Genomic DNA, 21,869 nt, shown 5'->3' on the forward strand with positions numbered 1-21,869 from the left:
CCCACCCGGGACCGGCGCCCGGGCCCGCGCCGGGTCAGGCCTGCGCCAGCTGGGGCAGCACCGTCTCCCCGAAGGCGTCGAGGAAGCGGCCCTGCTCCTGCCCCACGTGGTGGAGGTAGATCTCGTCGAAGCCGAGGTCGGCGTACTCGTGCAGCCACTGGGCGTGCCGGCCGAGGTCGGCGGAGACGTTGACCGCCCCGGCGATCTGCTCATCCCCCACGTCCTCCTGGACCGCCTTGCGCAGGTAGTCCTGGGGCGAAGCGAGCTCGGCCATGGTCACGGGGTCGAAGACGTTGGTGCGCCACTGGTCGAAGGCGATCGCGCGGGCCTGCTCCGGGGAGGGCGCCCAGCTCAGGTGCACCTGCAGCGCGGTCCGCCCGGTGCCGCCGGCCTCGCGCCAGGCCTCGAGCATCCGGCGCAGGTCCTCGAGGGGCTGCTGGACGGTGATGAACCCGTCGGCCAGGGGGGCGAAGCGGCGGACCGTCGCCGGGGTGAGCGCGGCCACGCGCAGGGCGGGCAGGACCTCCGGCGGGTCCCAGACCCGGGCGCGGTCGGCGTGGAACGGCTCGCGGCAGGACACCTCCTCGCCCGCGTGCAGCCGGCGGACGGCGTCGAAGCTGCTCTCGAGGAACCGCTGCCGGTGCTCCTTGGCCGGCCAGTCCGGGGTGACGGCCCGCTCGTTGAGCTTCTGCCCGCTGCCCAGGGCGGTCCAGATCCGACCGGGGAACATGCGGGCGAGGGTGGCCGTGGCCTGGGCGGTGACCACGGGGTGGTAGCGCCGGCCCGGGGCGTGCACGAACCCGAAGGGCAGGTCCGTGGTGGCCAGGGCGGCGCCCAGCCAGGACAGGGCGAACCCGGAGTGGCCCTGGTGCGGCGACCATGGCTCGAGGTGGTCCGAGCACATGGCGGCGCCGAAGCCGGCCTGCTGGGCGTGCTCGACGTCGCGCAGCAGCTGCTCGGGAGGGATCTGCTCGTGGGAGGCGTGGAAGCCGATCGTCGCCATGGGGTCCTCCGGTCGAAGGCGGGAACAGGACAGTGGGATCAGGTCACGGGGATCAGGTCACGGGGATCAGGTCACGGGGATCTGGACAGCAGGAGAGGGAGGACGGGACCGGGTGGGGACGGGTGCCGGGTCAGCCGGCCGCCGCCCGGAGGTCCTCGGCGGGGGTGCAGACGTTGCGCAGCTCGCCGATGCCCTCGATCTCGGTGACGACCTCCTGGCCGTCCCGCAACCAGATCCGGCGGGGCTTCTGGGCCAGGCCCACGCCGGCGGGAGTGCCGCAGGCCACGAGGTCCCCGGGCTCGAGGGTCAGGAACCGGCTGAGGTACTCGACCAGCTCCACGGCGGAGAAGATCATCCGGTCGGTGCCGGAGTCCTGGTGCCGCACGCCGTCCACGGTGCAGCGGATCGCCAGTCCCGCCTCGGGGTCGATCTCGTCGGGGGTCACCACCACGGGGCCCACCGGGGTGGTGCGGTCGAAGTTCTTGCCCTGGAACCACTCGGAGGTCCGGCCCTGCCAGTCCCGCACCGAGATGTCGTTCATGATGGTGTACCCGGCGATCGCGGCCCGCGCCTGGTCCGGCGTGGCGTGGCGCAGGGGCGAGCCGATCACCACGGTGAGCTCGGCCTCCCAGTCGATCTTCTCGGACTCCTCCGGCATGGCGATGGGGTCGGTGGGGCCGATGAGCGCGGTGGCGTACTTCGCGAAGATCGTGGGGTGCTCCGGGATCTCCTGACCGACCTCCTCCGCGTGGTCGTAGAAGTTCAGCCCGGCGCACAGGATCTTGCCCGGGCGCAGGACGGGCGTCGCCAGGTCCTCCGGGGCCGGCGCGGGGCCCGGCTCCCCCGGCAGCCGCAGGTCGCCCCCGGCGAGGAGGGCCCCGACGTCGGGGACGGGGAGGTAGACGGTCCGCCCGTCCTCCTGCCGGAAGGCCTGGGTGGTGCCGTCTCGTCGCACGGTGCCGAGTCTCACGGGTGCTCCCTCACGTTCTGCGGTGCGGTCTCCACCGACGATCCTATGCACCTCCGGCGGGAGGGTGCACCGCGGCGGCCTACGCGCAGCGCACCACGCGGATCCCCGAGGCGCTCGTGGCGGCGAGCAGCCGCCAGCGCCCGGTGTCGAGGGTGTGGACGAGCTCGAGGGTCAGCAGCTCGGAGCGGGTGTTCAGCTGCACCTGGACCCGCCACATCTGCTGGTCCACCGCACCGATCCCCCGGTCCTTGGGCAGCCGCGCGTCCTCGGACCACCAGGCGCGGCGCTCGTACCAGCGCACGGGTCCCTGGGCCACCAGGTAGTCCCGCCCGCGCCAGCGCACGCCCACCGGCACCCCGTCCGTGTCGCAGTCCACGTCGACGCTCTCCGTCAGGAAACCCACGACGGCTCCTCTCTCCCTCGGCCCGGCGCCCGTCCCCGGTGCGCCCTGTTCCCTGGAAGCTAGAACACCTGTACGACACGCTAACCCGGAAGAGCGCGGAAAAGGAACAGGTGTTCCCGTGAAGTCCCCGCTCCGACCTGGCCGTTCACTTTTGCGATCGAGGACGGCGAAGCATGGACAAGCCCAGCGAAATGGATACGCTGAATGCACGGAGGGCCTGCCCTGCGCGGCCCTCCCGGACGTCCCCTGTCCCTCGTCCGCCCCGCCGGAGCAACCGGCGTCGACCTCACGGAGGCCTTCCATGACCGGAACCATCACGCTGATCGCCCACACCGCGGCGAACACCAAGAAGCCCGCGGTGAATCTGCGTCCGTCCGGCCCGGAGGACGCCGAGAGCCTCGCCCAGCTCTACTACTCCTCCTACGAGCAGGGCGGGGTCTCCAGTCTGGAGGAGGCCCGCCAGGTGATCCGGGGAGTCTTCGACGGGGAGTACGGGCCCTTCCTGCCCGAGGCCTCGCCGGTGGTGGTCGACGACGACGGGACCGTGGTGGCCGCCGCGCTCGTGCTGTCCCGGCGGGTCGGCGACGACCTCCCTGACGTCCCCTACATCTTCGAGCTGTTCACGGCGGCCTCCCGCCGCCGCCAGGGCCTGGCCGAGCAGCTGGTGCGCTGCGCCATGGGCACCCTCTACGACAACGGCTACGACCAGGTCAGCCTGCGGATCGCCGAGGACAACGCGGCGGCGCTCGCGCTCTACCTGACGCTCGACTTCAACCGGTGGGTCCCCGAGACGGACGACGTCTGAGCCCGGCGGGCGCTCCGGACCGGGGGACGCCGGAGGGGACGCCGGCACGAACAGGGCCCGGCACCCGGCCGTGGAAGAGGCCCGGGACCCGCGATGCGGGTCCCGGGCCTCTTCTGTGACCGGCTCAGAGCGAGAACTCCTCCCGGACGGGGGGATCGGCGGCGATGTCGACGAATCGCGCCCAGCGGGGGCGCACCGCCACGAGCCGGGTGCTGTCCTTGTCCGTGGCCCCCGGGTGCCGGGACTCCAGCACCTCGCCGGCGTCCTGCGCGGCGGAGCCCTCCAGCACGGCGGCCTCGCCCTCGAGCTGGAACTCCTGGCCCGTCCCGGAGACCACCACGAGGGAGACCCGGGGGTCGGCGAGGAGGTTGGCGTACTTGCGGCTGCGCTCGTTCGTGCCGAAGACCAGCCGCCCGTCCCCGAGGGCCGCGAGGTTGATCCACGCGGACTCGGGGCAGCCGGCGCCGCTGTTGGTCGCCACGACCCCGCCGCCGTGGGCGCGGACGAAGGCGGTGACCCGGTCCACGGGCTCCCGGGGGCTCAGAACAGGCTCCGCTGCGGCTCGACGAGCTCCGGGGAGTTGTTGCGCACGTTGCCGACCGCCGGGCCCACCGGGTCGAGCACCCAGCGGGCGGCCGTCCGGTGCGCCTCGGCCCGGACCAGGTCCACGAGCTGCGGGGCGTCGTCCTCCCCGGGGCGCAGCCAGTCCCCCACGTGCTCGGGCGCCAGCGGGATCGGCATCCGGTCGTGCAGACCGTGCAGCTCCGTGAGCACGGGGTGCTCGTCGGAGGGCTCCGGGGAGTCGGTGGTGAGGATGGAGCAGGACAGCAACCAGGTGCTCCCGCCGCCGTCCCTGCCCGGCTGCAGGGCCGCGGAGTGCAGCTCCGTGCCCTCGGGCACCCGCCACCACTCGTAGATCCCGGCGAACCAGATGGTCTCCTCCGGATCGGCCGGGTGGACGTAGTAGGGCTGCTTGCGCCCGCCCTTCCCGGCGCCGGGCTCCTTCTTCCACTCGTAGTAGCCGTTGGCCGGGACCGCGCACCGGCGGGCCCGGACCGCCTTGCGGAAGGACGGCTTCTCGAGGACGGTCTCCGAGCGGGCGTTGAACATCTTCGACCCGACCGCCGGGTCCTTGGCCCAGCCCGGGACCAGTCCCCAGCGGGCCACGTGCAGCTCGCGCACCAGCTCCCCGTCGTCCCGGCCGTTCCCGCCGGTGAGGCGTTCCAGGACGATCGGCACGTCGGTGGTGGGCGCGGTGTTCCAGTTGGCCCGCAGCCGCTCGGTGTCGGCCTCGCCCAGGCTCTCGTCCGGGACCGCCCCGGTCGCGGCGACGAGGTCGCCCACGGCCCGGGCGATGACGTAGCGTCCGCACATCTGCTGCCTCCTCGGTCTGCCCGGCCCGCGGCCGGGGCTCAGTCGGTGAGCGGCCCGTACCCCAGGTACCGGGAGTACATGCCGTACACCTTGCGGATCCCGCGCTCCACGTCGGCCACGGTGGTGCCCGGGCGCAGGTCGTCCACGGCCCCGGCGGTGGCCGGGTCCCAGTCCAGGTCGAGGGCCGAGTAGACGTCGGTGAGCACCGAGCGGATGGGCTCGGACTGCTCGACCACGAGCACGGTGCTGAAGTACCAGGCGCCCGCGACCACCCGCTGGGCCGTCCCGGCCAGCTTCACCTTCCGGCCCGGGGTGGACGACGACGCCGGGTGTGTCCCGTGCACGCTGTGCTCGCCGGCACAGTACTCGCCCGGGATCTCGCCGACGTCGGCCTCGACCTCGAGCTCCTCCAGGGCGGCCACGATCATGTCGCCGAAGAGCCGGTAGCGGTCCTGGATGCCCGAGGTGGGGTCCTCGGCGGCCTCGAGGTGGTCGATGATCAGGCACCCGCCGTGGTAGGCCGCGGCGCGGCCCCCCACCTTGCGGACCAGGGGCTCGAACCCGCTCTCGCGGGCGGCCCGGGCGGCGTCGGGGAAGCCCGGGCGCAGCTCGTCCCGGCGGCCGAAGGCGACCGTGGGGGCCGGTTCGTACAGGCGCAGGACGGGCCCGCTGCGGCGCACGTCGGCGAGGAGGGTCATGGCGCTCTCGTAGTCCTGCTGGGCGCCCAGGGACTCGCGCTGGCGGAGAAGTTTCATGCTGGCCCCAGTCTAGTGGCGGATCCGGACGGTCCTGCGGCAGGTCACGCCCCGGTGATCCCGCTGCCGCGGAACCAGCGCCCCAGGGCCAGGGCGCTGAGCTCGACCTTCTCGGCCCACGCGACCGCCTCCTCGTCGGCGGCGTCCGAGACGTGCTTGACCATCCGCAGCGGCACGCCCAGGTGCCGGCAGGCCACCGCGATCGCCCAGCCCTCCATGTCCACGAGGTCCGCCCGGGCGGCCAGGGCGTCCCGGGCGGGTCCGCCGGCCACGAAGGAGTCCCCGGTGGCGAGCACGGGGCCGTCGCCGCCGAGCTCGATGACGTTGTCCACGGGGATCCCGGCCGCGCGCAGCAGCTCCTCGTCCACGTCCCGGTTGATCATCCGGGAGGGCTCGAGCACCCCGGTCAGCCCGTGCTTCAGGGCGCCGGCGCTGCCGATGTTGAGCACCGTCAGCTCCGCCCGGCGCGCGGGGTCCGGGCAGCGGGTCAGCACCGCCTCGGTGGTGCGCACCGCCGCGGCCGACATCCCGACACCGGTCAGGACCAGGTCGATGTCCTCCGGGAAGTACTTGGTCTCCAGGGGGTGGGCGGCGAGAACGAGCAGCTGTGGCACCCCGTCACTCTATCCGCACTCCCTCCCGCTCCCGCCCGGCCTGACCTCCCGGCGGGGAGGTCAGGCCGGGCGGGTGGTGAACAGCGCGGCGAGCCGCCGGTCGGAGTCCGCCTGGGCGTCGAGATCGTGCGCGCCACCCGTCACGAGCAGCTCGTCCGCCCCGGTGCGCGCGAGCAGCCGTTCCAGCTGGTCCCGGACCTCCGGGGCCGTGCCGTGGACGGAGGACGTGAGGGTCTCCTGCACGAGGGCCCGCTCCCGGGCCGTGAGCCCGTCCGGCTCCGCGGGCCGTGCGGGCGCCAGGGGCGGGAACTCGCCCCGCGTGCGGGAGGCGGCCAGGGCGCGGGCCTCGGGCAGCAGCAGTTCACGGGCGGCCGCGCGGGTCCGCGCCACCGCGACGTTCGCCGAGACCACCGCGTAGGGCTCCGGCCACCACGACGACGGGCGGAACTGCGCGCGGTACCGCTCGAGCACCGCGGCGCCGCCGCCGGGGCCCTCGCGGAAGATCGCCGGGCCGCCGAGCACCACGGCGAGTCCCGCCCGGGCCGCGGTCTCCACCCCGGCGCCGGTCGCCAGGACGAAGACCGGCGTGGCGGCGTGGTTGCGGGGCCGGGCGGTCACCGGGGCCGCGCCGGAGAGGTGCGCGAGCAGCTCGGCCAGGTCGTCCCCGAAGCGGTCCGCGGCCTCCTTGCCGGTGCGCAGCGCGTCCCGGACCGCGGCGGTGAAGCCGAGGGAGCGGCCCACGCCGAGGTCGATCCGGCCGGGGTGCAGGGCCTCGAGGGTGGCGGCCTGCTCGGCGACCACGAGGGGCTGGTGGTTGGGGAGCATGATCCCGCCGGAGCCGATCCGGAGACGTCGGGTCCGGGCGGCCAGAGCGGCCATCAGCACCGCCGGCGCGGACCCGGCGATCCCGGGCACCGCGTGGTGCTCGGCCACCCAGAACCGGTGGTAGCCCAGCTCCTCCGCGCGCTCGGCCCGCTCCAGGACGCGGGCGAGGTCCTCGGCCTCCGTGGAGCCGTCCCGGGTGTTGGCGCGGTCGAGGAGGGAGAGCGGGACGTCGGAGAGGGCCATGGTGCGCACAACCCGGGCGGCGCCGGAAGCATTCCGGGCCGCTGCCGGAGTCCGGGACGGTCAGGGCCGGCGCCGGACCTGGATCCGTCCCTCCTCGACGCGGGTCTCGTAGCTGGGCTGCGCGGCGGTCGCCGGTCCGCGGACCACGGCGCCGTCCGCGAGCCGGAAGGTGCTGCCGTGCCAGGGGCAGGTGACGCAGCCGCCGTCGACCGTCCCCTCCTCGAGCGGGCCGCCCAGGTGGCTGCAGACGCTGTCGAGGGCCTCGACCCGGTCCCCGTCGCGGACGAGCAGCACCGAGACGCTGCCGGCCGGCACCCGTCGGTGCTCGCCGGCGGCGAGCTCGGCGTCGGCGAGGACGTCGGTCCACCGCCGTGGGCCTCTCCGCCAGGCGGTGCGGTTGACGTTGACGCCCCGCGCGAAGACGAGGTGGCCGCCCAGGTAGCCCCCGCCCGTGACGCAGCCGTAGCCGACCAGGGCGAGGGCCCTGCCGGCGCCGCGCCGGCCCCGGAGCCGGGCGGCGAGCGAGGCCGCGTAGAACGTCAGGGCCACGCTGTTGGCGGTCGCGTGCACCAGACCGATGCGCCGGTCGGCGCCCTGGGTGTCGGACCAGTCGTTGAGCCCGGTCGCCGCCGTGGGGACGGCGGCGGCCAGCCCCGCGGCCACGAGCACGTCGGCGGCGCGGGCCGTTCTGGGGCCGCCGGCCAGGTCCAGCACCGCCGCCATGGTCCACGCACCGATCGGGACGTCGGTGAGGAGGGGGTGCAAGGGGTGCCCGATCACTGTGCCGCTCAGCACGTTGCGCACCGGCGTGGGCCGCACCGCCCGGCCCACGGCGCGGGCCAGGGGCTCGGCCACCCGGTCCAGCGCCTTCCACGTCTCCACGCGGGCCACCAGGTCCTCGAGCTGTGTCATGACCGCCTCCTCAGCGCCGGGGCGGTCAGTGTCCCACCCCGCGCCGGGCGGGACAAGGACGTCCTGGTGTGTGAAGACCGGTGGCGCCGGGAGCCGTTCAGCCGGCGCGGTCGAGGGCCTCCTCGGCGGCGACCCAGCCGAGCATGGCGCACTTGACGCGGGCCACGAACCGGGAGACCCCGGCGAAGGCGGCGGCGTCGCCGAGGACCTCCTCGTCGGGGACCACGGTGCCCCGCGAGCGCAGGAGGTCCCGGAACGCGCCGATCATTTCCACCAGCTCGGCCCGCGTCATCCCGGGGGCGGTCTCGGCCAGCACGGAGGCCGCGGCCATGGAGATCGAGCAGCCCTCGCCCTCCCAGCTGAGTCGGGTCACCACCGGCTCCGCGTCCCCGGGGCCGGTCGCGAGCTCGACCCGCACGGTGATCTCGTCGCCGCATGTGGGGTTGTACTGGTGGGACTCCCCGGCCCCGTGCCCGGGTGCCGGGGCGGCCAGGCCCTCGCCGGAGCGCCGCTTGGCGTGGTCGAGGATGACCTCCTGGTACATCCCGTCCAGCGCGCTCATCGCGTGTTCTCCAAGCGGAAGTAGCCGCGGACCCCGGCGAGCTCGGCCAGGAACCGGTCGACGTCGGCGGTGGTGTTGTACAGGTAAGCGCTGGCCCGCGTGCTGGCGGTCAGCCCCAGCGCCCGGTGCAGCGGCTGGGCGCAGTGGTGGCCCACCCGCACGGCCACCCCGGCGGAGTCCAGCACCTGCCCGACGTCGTGGGCGTGCACCCCCGCCACGTCCACGGCCGCCAGACCCACCCGTTCGGCGCTCGGGGGCGGGCCGATCAGCCGGACCCCCTCCAGCTGTCCGAGACCGGCCGCGAGCCGCTGCCCCAGCTCGTGCTCGTGGGCGGCGACCCGCTCCATCCCGATGCCCTGCAGGTAGCGCACCGCCTCGGCCAGGCCCACGGCCTGGGCGACCCGCTGGGTGCCGGCCTCGAAGCGGGTGGGGGCCGGCAGGTAGCGGGCGGACTCCATCGTGACCTTCGTGATCATGGATCCGCCGGTGAGGAACGGGGGCATCGCGTCCAGCAGCTCGGACCGCCCCCACAGCGCTCCGATGCCGGTGGGACCGAGCATCTTGTGCCCGGAGAACACCGCGAAGTCGACCCCCAGGGCGGGGAGGTCCACGGGCAGGTGCGGCACCGACTGACAGGCGTCCAGCACGGTCAGTGCCTCCGCCGCCCGGGCCAGCTCGACGAGACGGGCGACGTCGGTGATCGCACCGGTGACGTTGGAGACGTGGCTGAAGGCCACCACCCGGGTGCGCTCGCCGATGACCTCGACAGCGGCCCCGAGATCGAGGGCGCCGGTCTCATCGACGGGGATCCAGCGCAGGGCGGCCCCGGTGCGGGCGGCCAGCTCCTGCCACGGGATGAGGTTGGCGTGGTGCTCGGCCTCCGTGGTGACGATCTCGTCGCCGGGGCCCAGCCGGAAGCGGGCGGCGTCCTGCCCCCCGCGTCCGGCCGAGGCGTTGGAGAAGGAGTAGGTGATCAGGTTGATCGCCTCGGTGGCGTTGGAGGTCCACACCAGCTCCCGCTCGGTGCCGCCCACGAAGCCGGCCACCACCCGGCGGGCCTCCTCGTAGGCGTCGGTGGCCTCCACGGCCAGGGCGTGGGCGCCGCGGTGGACCGCGGCGTTGCGGTGCAGGTAGAAGTCCCGCTCGGCGTCCAGGACGGCCAGGGGCTTCTGCGAGGTCGCCCCGGAGTCCAGGTAGACCGACGGGCTGTTCGTCAGCAGCGGGAAGTCCTCCCGCAGCGCACGCACCTCGGGATCGGTCAGGGGCAGCACGTGGTTTCCTTCCATGCTCCGACACTGTACGGCCCGGGCCCCGGGGTTCTCCGGCCGGACGCCTCCCGGCGTCACGGGCGGGCTACCGGTGGCGGGGGCGCAGATAGGTGTTGCCGTTCGCGTCCTTCTCGACCACGAACTCGTCCTGCAGGTCCTGGTACCACTGCTGCGTCTGCTCGCTGGGCTGGTCCTGGCCCCGGAGGTCGCGGGGACTGCGCACGGCGGGCCCGTAGAACCGCATGGCGAAGTCGTCGAAGCGCCGGAACAGGCTGCGCCGGGGCTCGTCGTCGTCGGCGTGCTGGTGCTTGCGCATGGTGTCCTTCCGGGTGGCGGGCCGGGCCGTCTCCCCCCATGATCTCCCGCCGGTCCGCGGAAGGCGAACCCGGAACGGTGCGCGAGGAGTCACAGCCGGCGCTACGGGGCGACGGCGGCCCCGGTCCGACCGGGTGAACGGCCTGTCAGGAGAACGCCCGAACGTATTGACGGCCATCGATGCTGGTGGCACTCTTCCACATAGACGAACGTCGATACCAAGGAGCGTTCGTCGCACCCGAAAGGAACCCGTCATGTCCAGAGTCCAGCTCGCCCTGCGTGTGGCCGACCTCGAGCGCTCCATCGAGTTCTACTCCACCCTGTTCCGCACGGCCCCGGCCAAACGGCGCCCGGGCTACGCCAACTTCGCCATCGCGGAGCCGCCGCTGAAGCTCGTGCTGCTGGAGGGCGAACCCGGTGACGACACCCGCATGGACCACCTCGGCGTGGAGGTGGAGAGCACCGAGATCGTCGAGGCGGCCGCGCAGCGCCTGGCCGACGCCGGCCTGGCCACCCGCCCGGAGGAGCAGACCACCTGCTGCTACGCCGTCCAGGACAAGGTCTGGGTGACCGGACCGGGCCGGGAGCCGTGGGAGGTCTACACCGTCACCGCCGACGCCCGGCCCGACCTGGAGGGCAGGACCGGCCGGGAGCTCTCCGAGGTGGGCGGCGACGGCTCGTGCTGCACCTCCGACCCCCGGCCGGAGCCCGTCAGCCCGTGACGGCCCCGCCGCGGTCGGCGACTCCGGCGGGTGCCGCCGACCGCGGCGGGCGCAGGACAGCCCTCGCCGCACCGCCGGAGCGGTGACCGGAGCAGTGGCCGGGGTGGTGGCCGGGACAGCCCCGTGGACCGGGCCGTCCAATGGCGTCACGAAAGGGAACGCCCCTGGTGACCACCTGATTGCAGGAGTAAACTGACACCCTCAGCTGTTGCGCCTCGGCGCCGGGACGTCGTTCCCGGTGCCACCGGTTCCCCGGGGGCGCACCGCGTCCCGGGGACGTCTCCCGGTCGGCCGGGGGCCGGCCGAGGACTCCGGCACGCGCCACCGGCGCCCGTGCCGACGATCCGTCTCATGACCTCGGGGACCCGCCATGAAACACCCACTCCTCTCGCGCGTGCTCACCGGCGCGTCGGCCACCGTGCTGGCGACCGCCGGGCTCGCCGTGGGCGCACCCGCCCACGCCGCGACCGCGCAGCCCATGTTCTCCTACGCCCAGGGCTGGCGCACCGACCAGCACGTGCGCGAGCTCGCGGACGTCAACGGCGACGGCCGCGCCGACGTCGTCGGCTTCGGCGGCGCCGGCGTCCAGGTCGCCTTCGGCCGGGCCGACGGCACCTTCGGCACGCCGCGCATGAGCGTGCGCGACTTCGGCACCGCGCAGGGCTGGTCCAGCGCACGGCACGCGCGCACGCTCGCGGACGTCGACGGCGACCGCCGGGACGACATCGTGGGCTTCGGCGACGCCGGCGTCTACGTGGCCTACTCCCAGGGCGACGGCAGCTTCACCGCACCGCAGCTCAAGGTCCGCGACTTCGGCTGGAACCAGGGCTGGCGCGTCGACCGGCACCCGCGCGAGCTCGCCGACCTCAACGGCAACCTGACCGCCGACATCGTGGGCTTCGGGCACTCGGGCGTCACCGTCTCCCACGGACTGTCCAACCGGACGTTCACCGGGACCGGCAAGCGCATCGACAGCTACGGCTGGGACCGCGGCTGGCGGGTCGACAAGAACCCCCGGATGCTCGCGGACGTCGACGGCAACAGCACCGCCGACATCGTGGGCTTCGGGGACGCCGGCACGTACGTCTCCTACTTCTCGGCGCTCGGGGACACGTTCACCCAGCCCGCCCTGGAGATCCGCAACTTCGGCTACGCCCAGGGCTGGCGCGTGGGCCAGCACCCGCGGATGCTGGCCGACGTCAATGTCAACCCCGCCGGCAACGCCGCGGCGGACATCATCGGCTTCGGCTACTCCGGGGTCTCCGTGGCGCACTCGCTCAACGGAGGGAACTACACCGGCGTGGCACTGCGGGTGAACGACTTCGGCCAGGCCCAGGGGTGGCGGGGCGACCGGCACCTGCGGACCCACGCGGACATCAACGTCGACGGCATCCAGGACCTGGTGGGCTTCGGCAACGCCGGGGTCCACGTGGCCCACGGCCGGGCGGACGGCACCTTCGCCCCGGTGTACCTGAAGGTCGCCGCCTTCGGCTACGACCAGGGGTGGACGGAGGACCGGTATCCGCGCCTGCTCGGTGACGTCAACGGCGACGGCCGCGACGACGTCGTCGGCTTCGGGCACTCGGCCACGTACGTGCAGCTCTCGTGAGCCCGCCGGCCGCGATCCGTCGCGGCCGGGCCACGGCTCCGCCCCCGTCCGCACGGACAGGGACGGGGCCGTGCTACGTGACGGGCTTCGGCTCCGCACCGCGCTCGTGCACGTAGGCGGCCATGGTGATCACGGTGACGAGCTGCACGGCGACCACCACGAAGGTCCAGCCGCCCTCCGCGACGACGTAGACGGCGGCGGAGACGGCGAGCACCAGCGGCAGGACGCGCGACGCGGCGAGCGCGCGGCCGGACTCCCCGGGGGCCCCCGGCGGGTCGGGGCCGTGCCCGGCGGCCGGCTCCGCGTGCTCCGGGAGATCCGACGGTTCCGGGGGTTCCGGGGGTTCCGGGGCGGGCTCGGCAGCGGGCTCGGTCCGTCGGCGTCGCCCGGTGTGGACGGTGCTGACCAGCACCGCCACGTAGAGGGCCGCGACGAGACCGGTGACGAACAGCATGACGGTGCCGTCGTCGTCTCCGACGTACAGCCCCACGACGAGACCGAGGGCCACCGGCAGGAGCCAGAGCCCCAGGAGCAGCCTGTCGCGCACGGTCAGCACGAGGCCCTCCCCCCGTTCGACGATCCCCGTGACCGCATCCTCGCACCCGGCGACCCCGCGTGTCTGACCCCTCATCCGGGGATGGCGCGGGCGTCCCCGGACGGCGCGGTGACCTCCGGCGTCACACACGCGGGGGCCGCCGTCCTCTGCGGCGCGCCGTGCGGTGCCGGACGGGCACCGGACGTAGAACAGGAGGGTGCCTCGCGCGATCCCCCGACGCGTGCCCTCCCCCAGGCGCACTTCCTCTCGTCCCCCCAGGAGCACCATGCGCAACACCCTCTTCCCCTCGCCTGCCCCGGGAGCGGACCCGGCGTCCCGCCGCGGTGTCGCCGCGGGCCGGTGGATCGTGGCGGGGCCGCTGCACCTCGTCCTGGCGATCGGGCTGGTGGCGGGCTGCGCGTCAAGCACCGCGTCCACCGACCCGGCCCCCGGCCCCGTCCCGGGGACCGTGACGACGGTGCCCGCCGCCCCCTCCCCGAGCGCCGAGCCCGGCAGCACGCCCTCGCCCACGGCCTCGAGGACACCGGGGACGGTCACCACGGTCACCCCGTCGCCGAGCTCCGCCCCGGAGCCGTCGGAGACCCCCGTCCGGGCCGTCGCCCCGCCCTCGGGGGCGTTCCTCGCCCTGGAGGACCTCCCGGTCGCCGCCGCCGGGACGATGTCCGACTACGACCGCGACGCCCTGTTCGGCGGGTGGATCGACGCCGACGGCGACTGCGAGGACTCCCGCAACGAGGTCCTGGCCCGGGACCTGACCGGCATCACCTCCGCCGACGGGTGCAGGGTCGACACCGGCACCCTCGCCGACCCGTACACGGGGGCGTCCATCGACTTCGTCCGCGGGGTCGCGACCTCCGCCGACGTCCAGGTGGACCACGTGGTCTCGCTCGGCAACGCCTGGGTCACCGGGGCGCGCCGGCTCTCCCCGGCCGACCGCGTGGCCCTCGCCAACGACCCGCTGAACCTGCTGGCGGTCGACGGCCCGGCCAACGGCTCGAAGTCCGACCAGGACGCCTCGCGGTGGCTGCCCTCGAACCGGGCCTTCGCCTGCGAGATGGTGGCCGTCCAGATCGCGGTGAAGACCCGCTACGGCCTGTGGGTCAGCGCCCCGGAGAAGACCGCCATGGCCGAGGTGCTCTCCGGCTGCCCCGACCAGCAGCTGCCCGGCGGCACGCCGTTCGGCGACATCCCCGGGGGCGCCGGGGCCGCCCCGGCGCCCGTCGAGAAGGCCCCGGCCGATCAGGCTCCCGTGCCCGCGGACGTGCACTACGCCAACTGCACGGCCGCCCGGGAGGCCGGCGCCGCACCGCTGCTGCGCGGGGAGCCCGGTTACCGCGAGGCCATGGACGGCGACTCCGACGGCGTCGCGTGCGAGTAGGACGACAGCGGGACGGGGACCGCACGACGGACGCCACCCGCTGCGTCGCCGCCCCCACCGTCCCCGCGGCCGCCGCCGGCCGGCGCCGGGGACGCGCGGCCGCCGCCGGCCGGCGCCGGGGACGCGCGGCCGCGCTCAGCCCTGCCAGGCGGTCCGACCACCGGCGCGGCGGGCGAACTCCGCGGCGCGGCGGTGCGGCAGCGCGTCCCACAGGGACCCCGCAGCCATGCCGACGAACCACAGGCACGGGAACCACCAGCGCCCGCCGCCCAGGTACAGATAGCACGACACGACGAGGACGAGGGTCAGCGCGATGTTGAGGAACATCAGCGTCATCTGGTGCGGCACAGCGGCCCCCTTCACAGTTCTGCGGCATGCCCTCCGCATCGTGGCACGGCCCGCCCCTCCCCGTCTGACCCCTCTTGGGTGGGCAACTCTCCGGCGGGCCACCCCGGTTCGCCGCCCGGCCCGCCTACAGTGGGAACCCCGCCCCCCAGCGAAGCAGAGGCACCCCATGAGCACGAAGGCCGTCGTCACCAGTCTGTTCCTCGCGTCCGGTCTCGCCCTGGCCGGCTGCGCCGGCGACCCCCCGGTCCAGGAGGACACCCCCGCCGCCCGGACCTCGCCCTCCCCCACGGGCACGGCCCCGGAGACGACGCCGGAGCCGACCCCCGAGTCGACCCCCGAGCCCACGGAGCCCCCGGAGTCCACGGAGCCCGCGGCGCAGCCCGACGACGCGGACGAGGAGCCGGCCGCGGAGTCGCCGGCGCAGCCCGGGGCCGCGCCCGCGGAGCCCGTCCCCGCCGACGCGTGGTCCGCGTTCTCCACGACGCCCGAAGGGCAGCCCTACGCCGGGACCGTCTCCGGGATCGAGCAGCAGGCGGCCCCGGGCGGCGGTCTCGTGCACCGGCTCACCGCGGACACGAACGACCGCGCCGTGGCCGTCGAGATCTGCCGGGCCTACCAGGCCGCGATGAGCACCGGCCAGGACCGGATCGACGTCGTCGACACCGTCGGGCAGCTCCTCGCCTTCGCCCCGGGCGGCCCCGGGACCTGCCAGGTGCAGGTCAGCACGGACGTCGGGGCCGTGCCCTTCCCGGCGAAGTTCAGCTACGAGGAGGCACTGGCCGCGTGGCGGAGCGGGGTGCCCTACTACGACGCCTTCTGCATCAACTACGACCCGGTGACGGAGGCCGGCGCCGCCCAGTGCACGGGCATCGAGAACGGCACCGTGGACAGCGTGACCGGGGAGTACATCGGCGGCTGACCTCGGGCCGGCGCCTCAGGTCCCGCAGTAGGTCGTGTAGGCGCCGAAGTCCTCCGGGGGGCCGGCGGCGTAGCGCTCCAGGCCCGGACGCTCCTCGTAGGGGGCGGTCACCGCCTCCAGGAGCCGTCCCAGCGGGTCGAGGTCGCCGTCCACGGCGGCGGCGAGGGCCTCCTCCACGAGGTGGTTGCGGGGGATGTGCACGGGATTCACGCGGTCCATCGCCTCGGGGTCCGGCCCCACGGCGAGCCAGCGCTCGGCCCAGGCGTCGAAGGCCGGCAGATCGAGGACCAGGTCGCGCGCGGCGGTCGCGCCGGTGCGGGCGGTCCCGGCGAGGGCGCGGAAGAACGAGGTCCAGTCGACGCGGTTCTGCTGGAGCAGCACGAGCAGGTCGTCGACCAGGAACGAGGCGACCTCGTCGTCGAGGTCCTCGGGCAGGCCGAGCTTCGAGCGGATCCCCGCGGACCAGGCCGCGCTGTACTGCGGCGCGAACGCCCCGAGCGCCCCCTCCGCCAGGGACACCGCCCGGTCCTGGTCCTCGTCCAGCAGCGGCAGCATGGCCTCGGCGAGCCGGGCGAGGTTCCACTGCGCGGCGACCGGCTGGTTCCGGTAGGAGTAGCGCCCGCCGTGGTCGATCGAGCTGTACACCGCGGCCGGGTCGAAGGCGTCCAGGAACGCGCACGGCCCGTAGTCGATGGTCTCCCCCGAGATGGTCGTGTTGTCGGTGTTCATCACCCCGTGCACGAACCCCAGGAGCATCCACCGGGCCACGAGCGAGGCCTGGGCGGCGACGACCGCCTCGAAGAGCGCGAGGTACGGGTGCTCGGCGCCGGCGGCGCCGGGGTGGTGGCGGCTGATGGCGTGGTCGGCGAGCCGGCGCAGGAGGTCGGGGTCGCCCGTGGCGCGGGCGTACTGGAAGGTGCCCACGCGCAGGTGGCTGCTCGCCACCCGGGCGAGCACGGCCCCCGGCATCAGGGTCTCGCGGCGCACCTGCCGCCCGGTGGCCACCACGGCCAGGGATCGGGTGGTGGGGACGCCCAGGGCGTGCATCGCCTCGCTGACGATGTACTCGCGCAGCATGGGCCCGATCGCCGCGAGACCGTCGCCGCCGCGCGCGAACGGCGTCCGCCCGGAGCCCTTGAGGTGCAGGTCCCGCCGGCGGCCGCCGGCGTCCACGATCTCGCCCAGCAGCAGGGCGCGCCCGTCGCCGAGGCGCGGGGAGAACGCGCCGAACTGGTGCCCGGAGTAGGCCTGCGCCACCGGTGTCGCCCCGGGCGGCACGAGGTTGCCGACCAGCAGGCGTGCGCCCTCCGGGCCGCTGAGCCACTCCGGGTCCAGCCCCAGGTCGGCGGCGAGGGGCTCGTTGAGCACCAGCAGCCGGGGCTCGGCGACGTCGTCGGCCCGCCAGGGCACGGACAGCTCCCCCAGCTCCTGGGCGAAGCGGCTCTCGAAGGTGACGGTGGACAGGGCTGCGGTGCTCACGATGTCCACGCTACCCCGCGGACCCGTCGCCGCCGAGGGGTCGGCGGGATCAGGAGTGCTCGGCGGTCCGCAGCACGGCCACGAGGAAGTCGCTGTCCTCCCGGAACGGGCGCAGGTCCCAGGTGGAGAGCAGCACATCGGGCACGAGCCCGGCCCGCTCGGCGTCCTGCAGGAACTCCGCGAACGGGTAGCCGCGGCCGGCGCCGAAGCCCACGGCCGCCCGGCCGTCGGCGGCCAGGTGGAGTCGGAGACGGCGCAGCACCTCGAGGCGCGTGCTGGGGGCCAGGAAGGCCATCACGTTGCCGGCGCACACCACGGCGTCGAAGGGCTCCGGGACGCCCCGGGCGGGCAGGTCCAGCTCGGCCAGGTCCCCCACGAGCCACCGGGGACCCGGGTGGTCCTCCCGGGCGGCGGAGACCAGCGCGGGGTCGACGTCGATCCCGACGACGGTGTGCCCGCGGCGGTGCAGGTGGCCGCCCAGCCGGCCGGGACCGCACCCGGCGTCGAGGATCCGGGAGCCGGGCGGGACCATGGCCTCGACCAGCCGCGCCTCCCCCACGACGTCCTCACCGGCGGCCGCCATGGTCCGGAACCGTTCGACGTACCACGACGAGTGCCCGGGATCCGCGCGCACCTTCTGCATCCACATGCTCTGCTCGACCACACGGCCAGGGTACCGCCCGCCAGGCGGCCTCCCGCGGTCCGGTCGCGGCGGGCCCGTTGCGGGGCCTCGAGCTCCGCGACCCGGTTGACGGGCTGGTTGCCGTCGTCGTCGACGTCGCGGTTGGGGTGGACCACCATCTTGCCGCCGGCCAGCCAGCCGACACGGGTCATGCTCGCCCCCGTGAGGAAGGGCGGCGCCAAGTGCCCGCGCTGCAGGAGACGGCGGGTCAGATCGGCGGACTGCTCTGGCCGGCGGTGACCGGGCCCGCCCTCTTCCCTCCGTTTTCAGGCTACAGCGCGCCGGGGGGCTTGCGGCAAGACCCCGGTCGCGCCGCAGAATGCTCGGGCCGGGAGCGGCACCTGCGGACGGAGGGGCAGCAGATGGACGAGCACGAGGTGGTGGTCGTCGGCGGCGGGCCGACGGGTCTGATGCTGGCGGGAGAGCTGGCACTGGCGGGGGTCGACGTCGTCGTCCTCGAGCGGAGGACCGGTCAGGAGCTCGTCGGCTCGCGCGCCGGCGGGCTGCACGCGCGGACCATCGAGGTCCTCGACCAGCGCGGCGTCGCCGACCGGTTCCTCGCTGAGGGCACGACCGCCCAGGTCGCCGGGTTCGCCGGGACCCCCCTGGACATCAGCGACTTCCCCACCCGGCACCCCTACGGTCTCGCGCTGTGGCAGAACCACATCGAGCGGCTCCTGGCCGGCTGGATCGGCGAGCTGGGGGTGCCGGTCCGCTACGGGCACGAGGTGACGGGCGTGGCCCAGGACGGCACGGGCGTCGACGTCGAGCCGGCCGACGGCCGGCCGCTGCGGGCGCAGTACGTCGTCGGGTGCGACGGAGGACGGAGCCGGATCCGGAAGGCTGCGGGCATCGGGTTCCCCGGGTGGGACCCGACGACGAGCAGTCTGCTCGCCGAGGTGGAGCTGGCCGAGGAGCCGGAGTGGGGCATCCACCAGGACGCCGTCGGCAAGCACGCCTTCCGCCGGCCCCAGGACGGAGGGCCGGCGGGGGTCATGGTGACCGAGCGCCACGTGGGGCCCGGCCGTGAGCCCACCCTGCGCGATCTCCGCGCGGCGCTCGTGGCGGTGTACGGGACGGACTACGGGGTGCACAGCCCCACCTGGATCACGCGGTTCACCGACACGACCCGGCAGGCGGCGTCCTACCGGAGCGGGCGCGTCCTGCTGGCCGGCGACGCCGCGCACGTGCACGCCCCGGACGGTGGGCAGGGCCTCAACACCGGGGTGCAGGACGCGGTGAACCTGGGCTGGAAGCTGGCCCAGGTCGTCGGAGGGACCTCACCGGAGGACCTCCTGGACAGCTACCACGCCGAACGACACCCGGTGGCCGCCCGCGTGCTGCGCCTCACCATGGCGCAGGTCGCGCTGCGCCGCCCCGACGACCGCGTCCGGGCCGTGGGCGAGACGGTCGCCGAGCTCCTGGCCATGGACGAGCCGCGCCGGCGGTACGCGGCGACGATGTCCGGCCTGGACATCCACTACGACCTCGGCGCGGGACACCCGCTGCTCGGGCGCCGCATGCCTGATCTCGACCTCCGCACGGCCGGCGGCCCGGCGCGGGTCTTCGCCCTCCTGCACGAGGCACGGCCGGTGCTGCTCGAGCTCGGCACGCCCGGCGGTGTCGACATCGGGCCCTGGGCGGACCGCGTGCGACTGGTCACCGCCGCGCACCACGGCCGCTGGGAGCTCCCGGTGCTCGGGCCGGTCACCCCGCCCACCGCGGTGCTGATCCGGCCGGACGGGCACGTGGCCTGGGTGGGCGAGGGCGACACGTCAGGGCTCGAGGCCGCGCTCACCACCTGGTGCGGTCCGCCGGCGGAGCCCCGTGCCGTCAGCGCAGATCGAACCGGTCGAGCTCCATGACCTTGACCCACGCGGCGACGAAGTCGCGCACGAACTTCTCCTGCGCGTCGTCGCTCGCATAGACCTCCGAGATCGCCCGCAGCTGGGAGTGCGAGCCGAAGACCAGATCGGCGGCGGTGGCAGTCCACCTGAGCTCGTCCGTGGCGAGATCACGGATCTCGAAGACCTCCTCCGCATCCTCGGACGCCCTCCACTGCGTGCCGGCGGTGAGGAGATTGACGAAGAAGTCGTTGGTCAGCGCCTCCTTCCGGTCGGTGAGGACGCCGTGCTCCGACTGCCCGTGGTTCGTCCCCAGGCTCCGCATGCCGCCGACCAGGACCGTCATCTCGGGGGCGGTGAGGTTGAGCATGTACGCGCGGTCGAGCAGCAGCGTCTCGGGCGAGAGCCGCACGTCGGACTGCACGAAGTTCCGGAAGCCGTCGGCCTGCGGCTCGAGCACGGCGAAGGACTCGACGTCGGTCTGCTCCTGCGCGGCGTCCGTGCGCCCGGGCCGGAACGGGACCCGGACCGGGTGACCGGCGTTCCGGGCCGCGCGCTCGACGGCCGCGCAGCCGCCGAGCACGATCAGGTCGGCCAGCGAGATCCTCGTGCCGTCGGACCGGGCGCCGTTGAAGTCCTCCCGGACCTGCTCGAGGACGCGCAGCACCTCGGCCAGCCGCTCCGGCTCGTTCACCTCCCAGCCGCGCTGCGGCTCGAGCCGGATGCGGGCGCCGTTGGCCCCGCCCCGGTTGTCGGTGCCCCGGAAGCTCGCCGCGGAGGCCCACGCGGTGGAGGCCAGCTGCGCCACGGTCAGCCCCGAGCCGAGGAGGGTCTCCTTCAGGGCGGCGACGTCCTCGTCCCCGACCAGCTCGTGGTCGACCGCCGGGACCGGGTCCTGCCACAGCTGCGGCTCCGGGACCCACGGCCCCAGGAAGCGCGTGACCGGGCCCATGTCGCGGTGCAGCAGCTTGTACCAGGCCTTGGCGAACGCCTCGGCGAACTCGTCCGGGTGCTCGTGGAACCGCCGCGAGATCTTCTCGTACACCGGGTCCGCCCGGAGCGCGAGGTCGGTCGTCAGCATCGTCGGCCGGTGCTTCCGCCCCGGGTCGAAGGCGTCCGGGACGGTCTCGGTCGCGTCCTCGGCGACCCACTGGTGGGCCCCCGCCGGGCTCTCGGTCAGCTCCCACTCGTGGCCGAACAGGTTGCCGAAGAAGCCGTTGCCCCACTGGGTCGGGGTGCTGGTCCAGGTCACCTCCAGACCGCTGGTGATCGTGTCCGGCCCCCTGCCCGTCCCGTAGCTGCTCCTCCAGCCCAGGCCCTGCCCCGTGACCGGGCACGCCTCGGGCTCGGGGCCCACGTGATCAGCGGGCCCGGCCCCGTGGGTCTTCCCGAAGGAGTGCCCGCCGGCGATGAGCGCGACCGTCTCCTCGTCGTTCATCGCCATGCGGCCGAACGTGTCGCGGATGTCCCGGGCGGACGCGAGCGGGTCGGGGTTGCCGCCGGGGCCCTCGGGGTTGACGTAGATCAGCCCCATCTGGACCGCGGCCAGCGGGCCCGAGAGCTCGCGGTCGCCGGCGTAGCGCTCGTCGCCGAGCCAGGTGTCCTCCGGGCCCCAGAACATCTCCTCGGGCTCCCACACGTCCTCGCGCCCGAAACCGAAGCCGAACGTCCGGAAGCCCATCGACTCGAGCGCCACGTTCCCGGCGAGCACCAGCAGGTCGGCCCACGAGATCTTCCGGCCGTGCTTCTGCTTGACCGGCCACAGCAGACGCCGGGCCTTGTCCAGGTTGGCGTTGTCCGGCCAGCTGTTGAGCGGGGCGAACCGCTGGGCGCCCTCCCCGGCTCCCCCGCGGCCGTCCGCGATCCGGTAGGTGCCGGCCGAGTGCCAGCTCATCCGGATGAACAGCCCTCCGTAGTGCCCGAAGTCGGCGGGCCACCAGGCCTGCGAGGTGGTCATGAGCTCGACGAGGTCGCGCTTGAGCTCCTCGACGTCGAGCGTGGCGAACTCCTTCGCGTAGTCGAAGCCGGGGCCCAGCGGGTCGGTCGTGGTCGAGTGCTTCCGCAGGACGTTCAGGTCCAGCTGGTTGGGCCACCAGTCCTGGACCGTCCGCGGCTGACCGGTCTTGGGGGTGGGCGCGTCGATCGCCGGGTTCTCGCTCTCGCTGCCGTGCACGGGAGCGTCAGGCGTCTGGGACATGGGTCTTCCTTCCAGGATGGCGGTACCGGTCCGGGGCCGGCGGTGGCCGGGTGGGGTGCTGGGCCGAGGGGCGCCGCTCAGGGAAC

At 74.5% G+C, this 21,869-nt stretch carries 23 protein-coding genes; 6 read left to right on the forward strand and 17 right to left on the reverse strand.

The window, feature by feature from the left end; translation table 11 throughout:
* Nucleotides 1–34: 34 nt before the first annotated feature.
* The 3 genes from ACZ2G1_RS04070 to ACZ2G1_RS04080 form a co-directional block, all read right to left on the reverse strand.
* Complete coding sequence (locus ACZ2G1_RS04070) at nt 35–1,003, reverse strand: TIGR03885 family FMN-dependent LLM class oxidoreductase (protein ID WP_368828148.1); 969 nt, start codon at nt 1,001–1,003, stop codon at nt 35–37.
* A gap of 130 nt (nt 1,004–1,133) precedes the next feature.
* Complete coding sequence (locus ACZ2G1_RS04075; protein WP_035929081.1) at nt 1,134–1,973, reverse strand: fumarylacetoacetate hydrolase family protein; 840 nt, start codon at nt 1,971–1,973, stop codon at nt 1,134–1,136.
* Nucleotides 1,974–2,052: 79 nt separating this feature from the next.
* Nucleotides 2,053–2,376, reverse strand: coding sequence for a DUF6504 family protein (locus ACZ2G1_RS04080; RefSeq protein ID WP_017834641.1), 324 nt, complete (start codon nt 2,374–2,376; stop codon nt 2,053–2,055).
* 301 nt (nt 2,377–2,677) lie between these two features.
* Between ACZ2G1_RS04080 and ACZ2G1_RS04085 the strand changes: the two genes are divergently transcribed.
* Nucleotides 2,678–3,181, forward strand: coding sequence for a GNAT family N-acetyltransferase (locus tag ACZ2G1_RS04085; protein ID WP_017834640.1), 504 nt, complete (start codon nt 2,678–2,680; stop codon nt 3,179–3,181).
* A 124-nt stretch (nt 3,182–3,305) separates the two neighbouring features.
* On the opposite strand, the gene ACZ2G1_RS04090 is transcribed toward ACZ2G1_RS04085, so the two are convergent.
* The 9 genes from ACZ2G1_RS04090 to ACZ2G1_RS04130 form a co-directional block, all read right to left on the reverse strand.
* Nucleotides 3,306–3,707, reverse strand: coding sequence for a pyridoxamine 5'-phosphate oxidase family protein (locus ACZ2G1_RS04090; RefSeq protein ID WP_017834639.1), 402 nt, complete (start codon nt 3,705–3,707; stop codon nt 3,306–3,308).
* A 14-nt stretch (nt 3,708–3,721) separates the two neighbouring features.
* Nucleotides 3,722–4,555, reverse strand: a complete 834-nt coding sequence (locus ACZ2G1_RS04095; RefSeq protein ID WP_095650498.1) for an SOS response-associated peptidase — start codon at nt 4,553–4,555, stop codon at nt 3,722–3,724.
* 38 nt (nt 4,556–4,593) lie between these two features.
* Nucleotides 4,594–5,310 (reverse strand): lipoate--protein ligase family protein, encoded by a 717-nt coding sequence (locus ACZ2G1_RS04100; protein ID WP_017834637.1) that lies wholly within the window; start codon nt 5,308–5,310, stop codon nt 4,594–4,596.
* Between the two features lie 44 nt (nt 5,311–5,354).
* Nucleotides 5,355–5,924 carry a nucleosidase gene (locus ACZ2G1_RS04105; protein WP_470377507.1) on the reverse strand — a complete coding sequence of 190 codons (570 nt, stop codon included), beginning with the start codon at nt 5,922–5,924 and terminating at the stop codon, nt 5,355–5,357.
* A gap of 60 nt (nt 5,925–5,984) precedes the next feature.
* Complete coding sequence (locus tag ACZ2G1_RS04110; protein ID WP_035929088.1) at nt 5,985–6,992, reverse strand: MsnO8 family LLM class oxidoreductase; 1,008 nt, start codon at nt 6,990–6,992, stop codon at nt 5,985–5,987.
* Between the two features lie 60 nt (nt 6,993–7,052).
* Nucleotides 7,053–7,904, reverse strand: coding sequence for a Rieske (2Fe-2S) protein (locus ACZ2G1_RS04115; RefSeq protein ID WP_017834634.1), 852 nt, complete (start codon nt 7,902–7,904; stop codon nt 7,053–7,055).
* Nucleotides 7,905–8,001: 97 nt separating this feature from the next.
* Nucleotides 8,002–8,466 (reverse strand): Fe-S cluster assembly sulfur transfer protein SufU, encoded by a 465-nt coding sequence (gene sufU, locus ACZ2G1_RS04120; RefSeq protein ID WP_035929092.1) that lies wholly within the window; start codon nt 8,464–8,466, stop codon nt 8,002–8,004.
* On the reverse strand, nt 8,463–9,752 hold the full coding sequence (locus ACZ2G1_RS04125; protein ID WP_284563674.1) for an aminotransferase class V-fold PLP-dependent enzyme: 1,290 nt from the start codon (nt 9,750–9,752) through the stop codon (nt 8,463–8,465). Before ACZ2G1_RS04125 ends, sufU begins: the two co-directional genes overlap by 4 nt.
* Nucleotides 9,753–9,819: 67 nt before the next feature.
* Entirely contained in the window at nt 9,820–10,050 is a 231-nt protein-coding gene (locus ACZ2G1_RS04130; RefSeq protein WP_017834631.1) for a hypothetical protein, read from the reverse strand.
* A gap of 253 nt (nt 10,051–10,303) precedes the next feature.
* Here ACZ2G1_RS04130 and ACZ2G1_RS04135 point away from each other — a divergent pair, with 253 nt between their 5' ends.
* Nucleotides 10,304–10,771: an ArsI/CadI family heavy metal resistance metalloenzyme gene (locus ACZ2G1_RS04135; protein ID WP_017834630.1), complete on the forward strand. Its 468-nt coding sequence runs from the start codon at nt 10,304–10,306 to the stop codon at nt 10,769–10,771.
* Nucleotides 10,772–11,141: 370 nt separating this feature from the next.
* The gene (locus ACZ2G1_RS04140; RefSeq protein WP_284563673.1) at nt 11,142–12,380 is read left to right on the forward strand and encodes an FG-GAP repeat domain-containing protein; all 1,239 of its coding nucleotides are present in this window, start codon (nt 11,142–11,144) and stop codon (nt 12,378–12,380) included.
* 73 nt (nt 12,381–12,453) lie between these two features.
* On the opposite strand, the gene ACZ2G1_RS04145 is transcribed toward ACZ2G1_RS04140, so the two are convergent.
* Nucleotides 12,454–13,011 (reverse strand): hypothetical protein, encoded by a 558-nt coding sequence (locus tag ACZ2G1_RS04145; protein ID WP_138976461.1) that lies wholly within the window; start codon nt 13,009–13,011, stop codon nt 12,454–12,456.
* Nucleotides 13,012–13,201: 190 nt separating this feature from the next.
* Between ACZ2G1_RS04145 and ACZ2G1_RS04150 the strand changes: the two genes are divergently transcribed.
* Nucleotides 13,202–14,314 carry an excalibur calcium-binding domain-containing protein gene (locus ACZ2G1_RS04150; protein WP_470377508.1) on the forward strand — a complete coding sequence of 371 codons (1,113 nt, stop codon included), beginning with the start codon at nt 13,202–13,204 and terminating at the stop codon, nt 14,312–14,314.
* 135 nt (nt 14,315–14,449) lie between these two features.
* On the opposite strand, the gene ACZ2G1_RS04155 is transcribed toward ACZ2G1_RS04150, so the two are convergent.
* Nucleotides 14,450–14,662: a hypothetical protein gene (locus tag ACZ2G1_RS04155; protein WP_035929114.1), complete on the reverse strand. Its 213-nt coding sequence runs from the start codon at nt 14,660–14,662 to the stop codon at nt 14,450–14,452.
* A gap of 166 nt (nt 14,663–14,828) precedes the next feature.
* On the opposite strand from ACZ2G1_RS04155, the gene ACZ2G1_RS04160 reads away from it, so the two are divergent.
* On the forward strand, nt 14,829–15,581 hold the full coding sequence (locus ACZ2G1_RS04160) for a hypothetical protein (RefSeq protein WP_031283641.1): 753 nt from the start codon (nt 14,829–14,831) through the stop codon (nt 15,579–15,581).
* Nucleotides 15,582–15,596: 15 nt separating this feature from the next.
* Here the strand turns inward: ACZ2G1_RS04160 and ACZ2G1_RS04165 are convergent, their stop codons facing one another.
* Nucleotides 15,597–17,060: a protein adenylyltransferase SelO gene (locus tag ACZ2G1_RS04165; RefSeq protein WP_031283640.1), complete on the reverse strand. Its 1,464-nt coding sequence runs from the start codon at nt 17,058–17,060 to the stop codon at nt 15,597–15,599.
* A 49-nt stretch (nt 17,061–17,109) separates the two neighbouring features.
* Nucleotides 17,110–17,724, reverse strand: coding sequence for a class I SAM-dependent methyltransferase (locus ACZ2G1_RS04170; protein ID WP_109222914.1), 615 nt, complete (start codon nt 17,722–17,724; stop codon nt 17,110–17,112).
* A 380-nt stretch (nt 17,725–18,104) separates the two neighbouring features.
* On the opposite strand from ACZ2G1_RS04170, the gene ACZ2G1_RS04175 reads away from it, so the two are divergent.
* Nucleotides 18,105–19,607: an FAD-dependent monooxygenase gene (locus ACZ2G1_RS04175; protein WP_470377509.1), complete on the forward strand. Its 1,503-nt coding sequence runs from the start codon at nt 18,105–18,107 to the stop codon at nt 19,605–19,607.
* Here ACZ2G1_RS04175 and katG read toward each other — a convergent pair.
* Nucleotides 19,576–21,783 (reverse strand): catalase/peroxidase HPI, encoded by a 2,208-nt coding sequence (gene katG, locus ACZ2G1_RS04180; RefSeq protein ID WP_470377510.1) that lies wholly within the window; start codon nt 21,781–21,783, stop codon nt 19,576–19,578. The genes ACZ2G1_RS04175 and katG overlap by 32 nt on opposite strands.
* Between the last annotated feature and the right edge of the window lie 86 nt (nt 21,784–21,869).

It is taken from the genome of Kocuria sp. KKT182 (assembly GCF_055635395.1).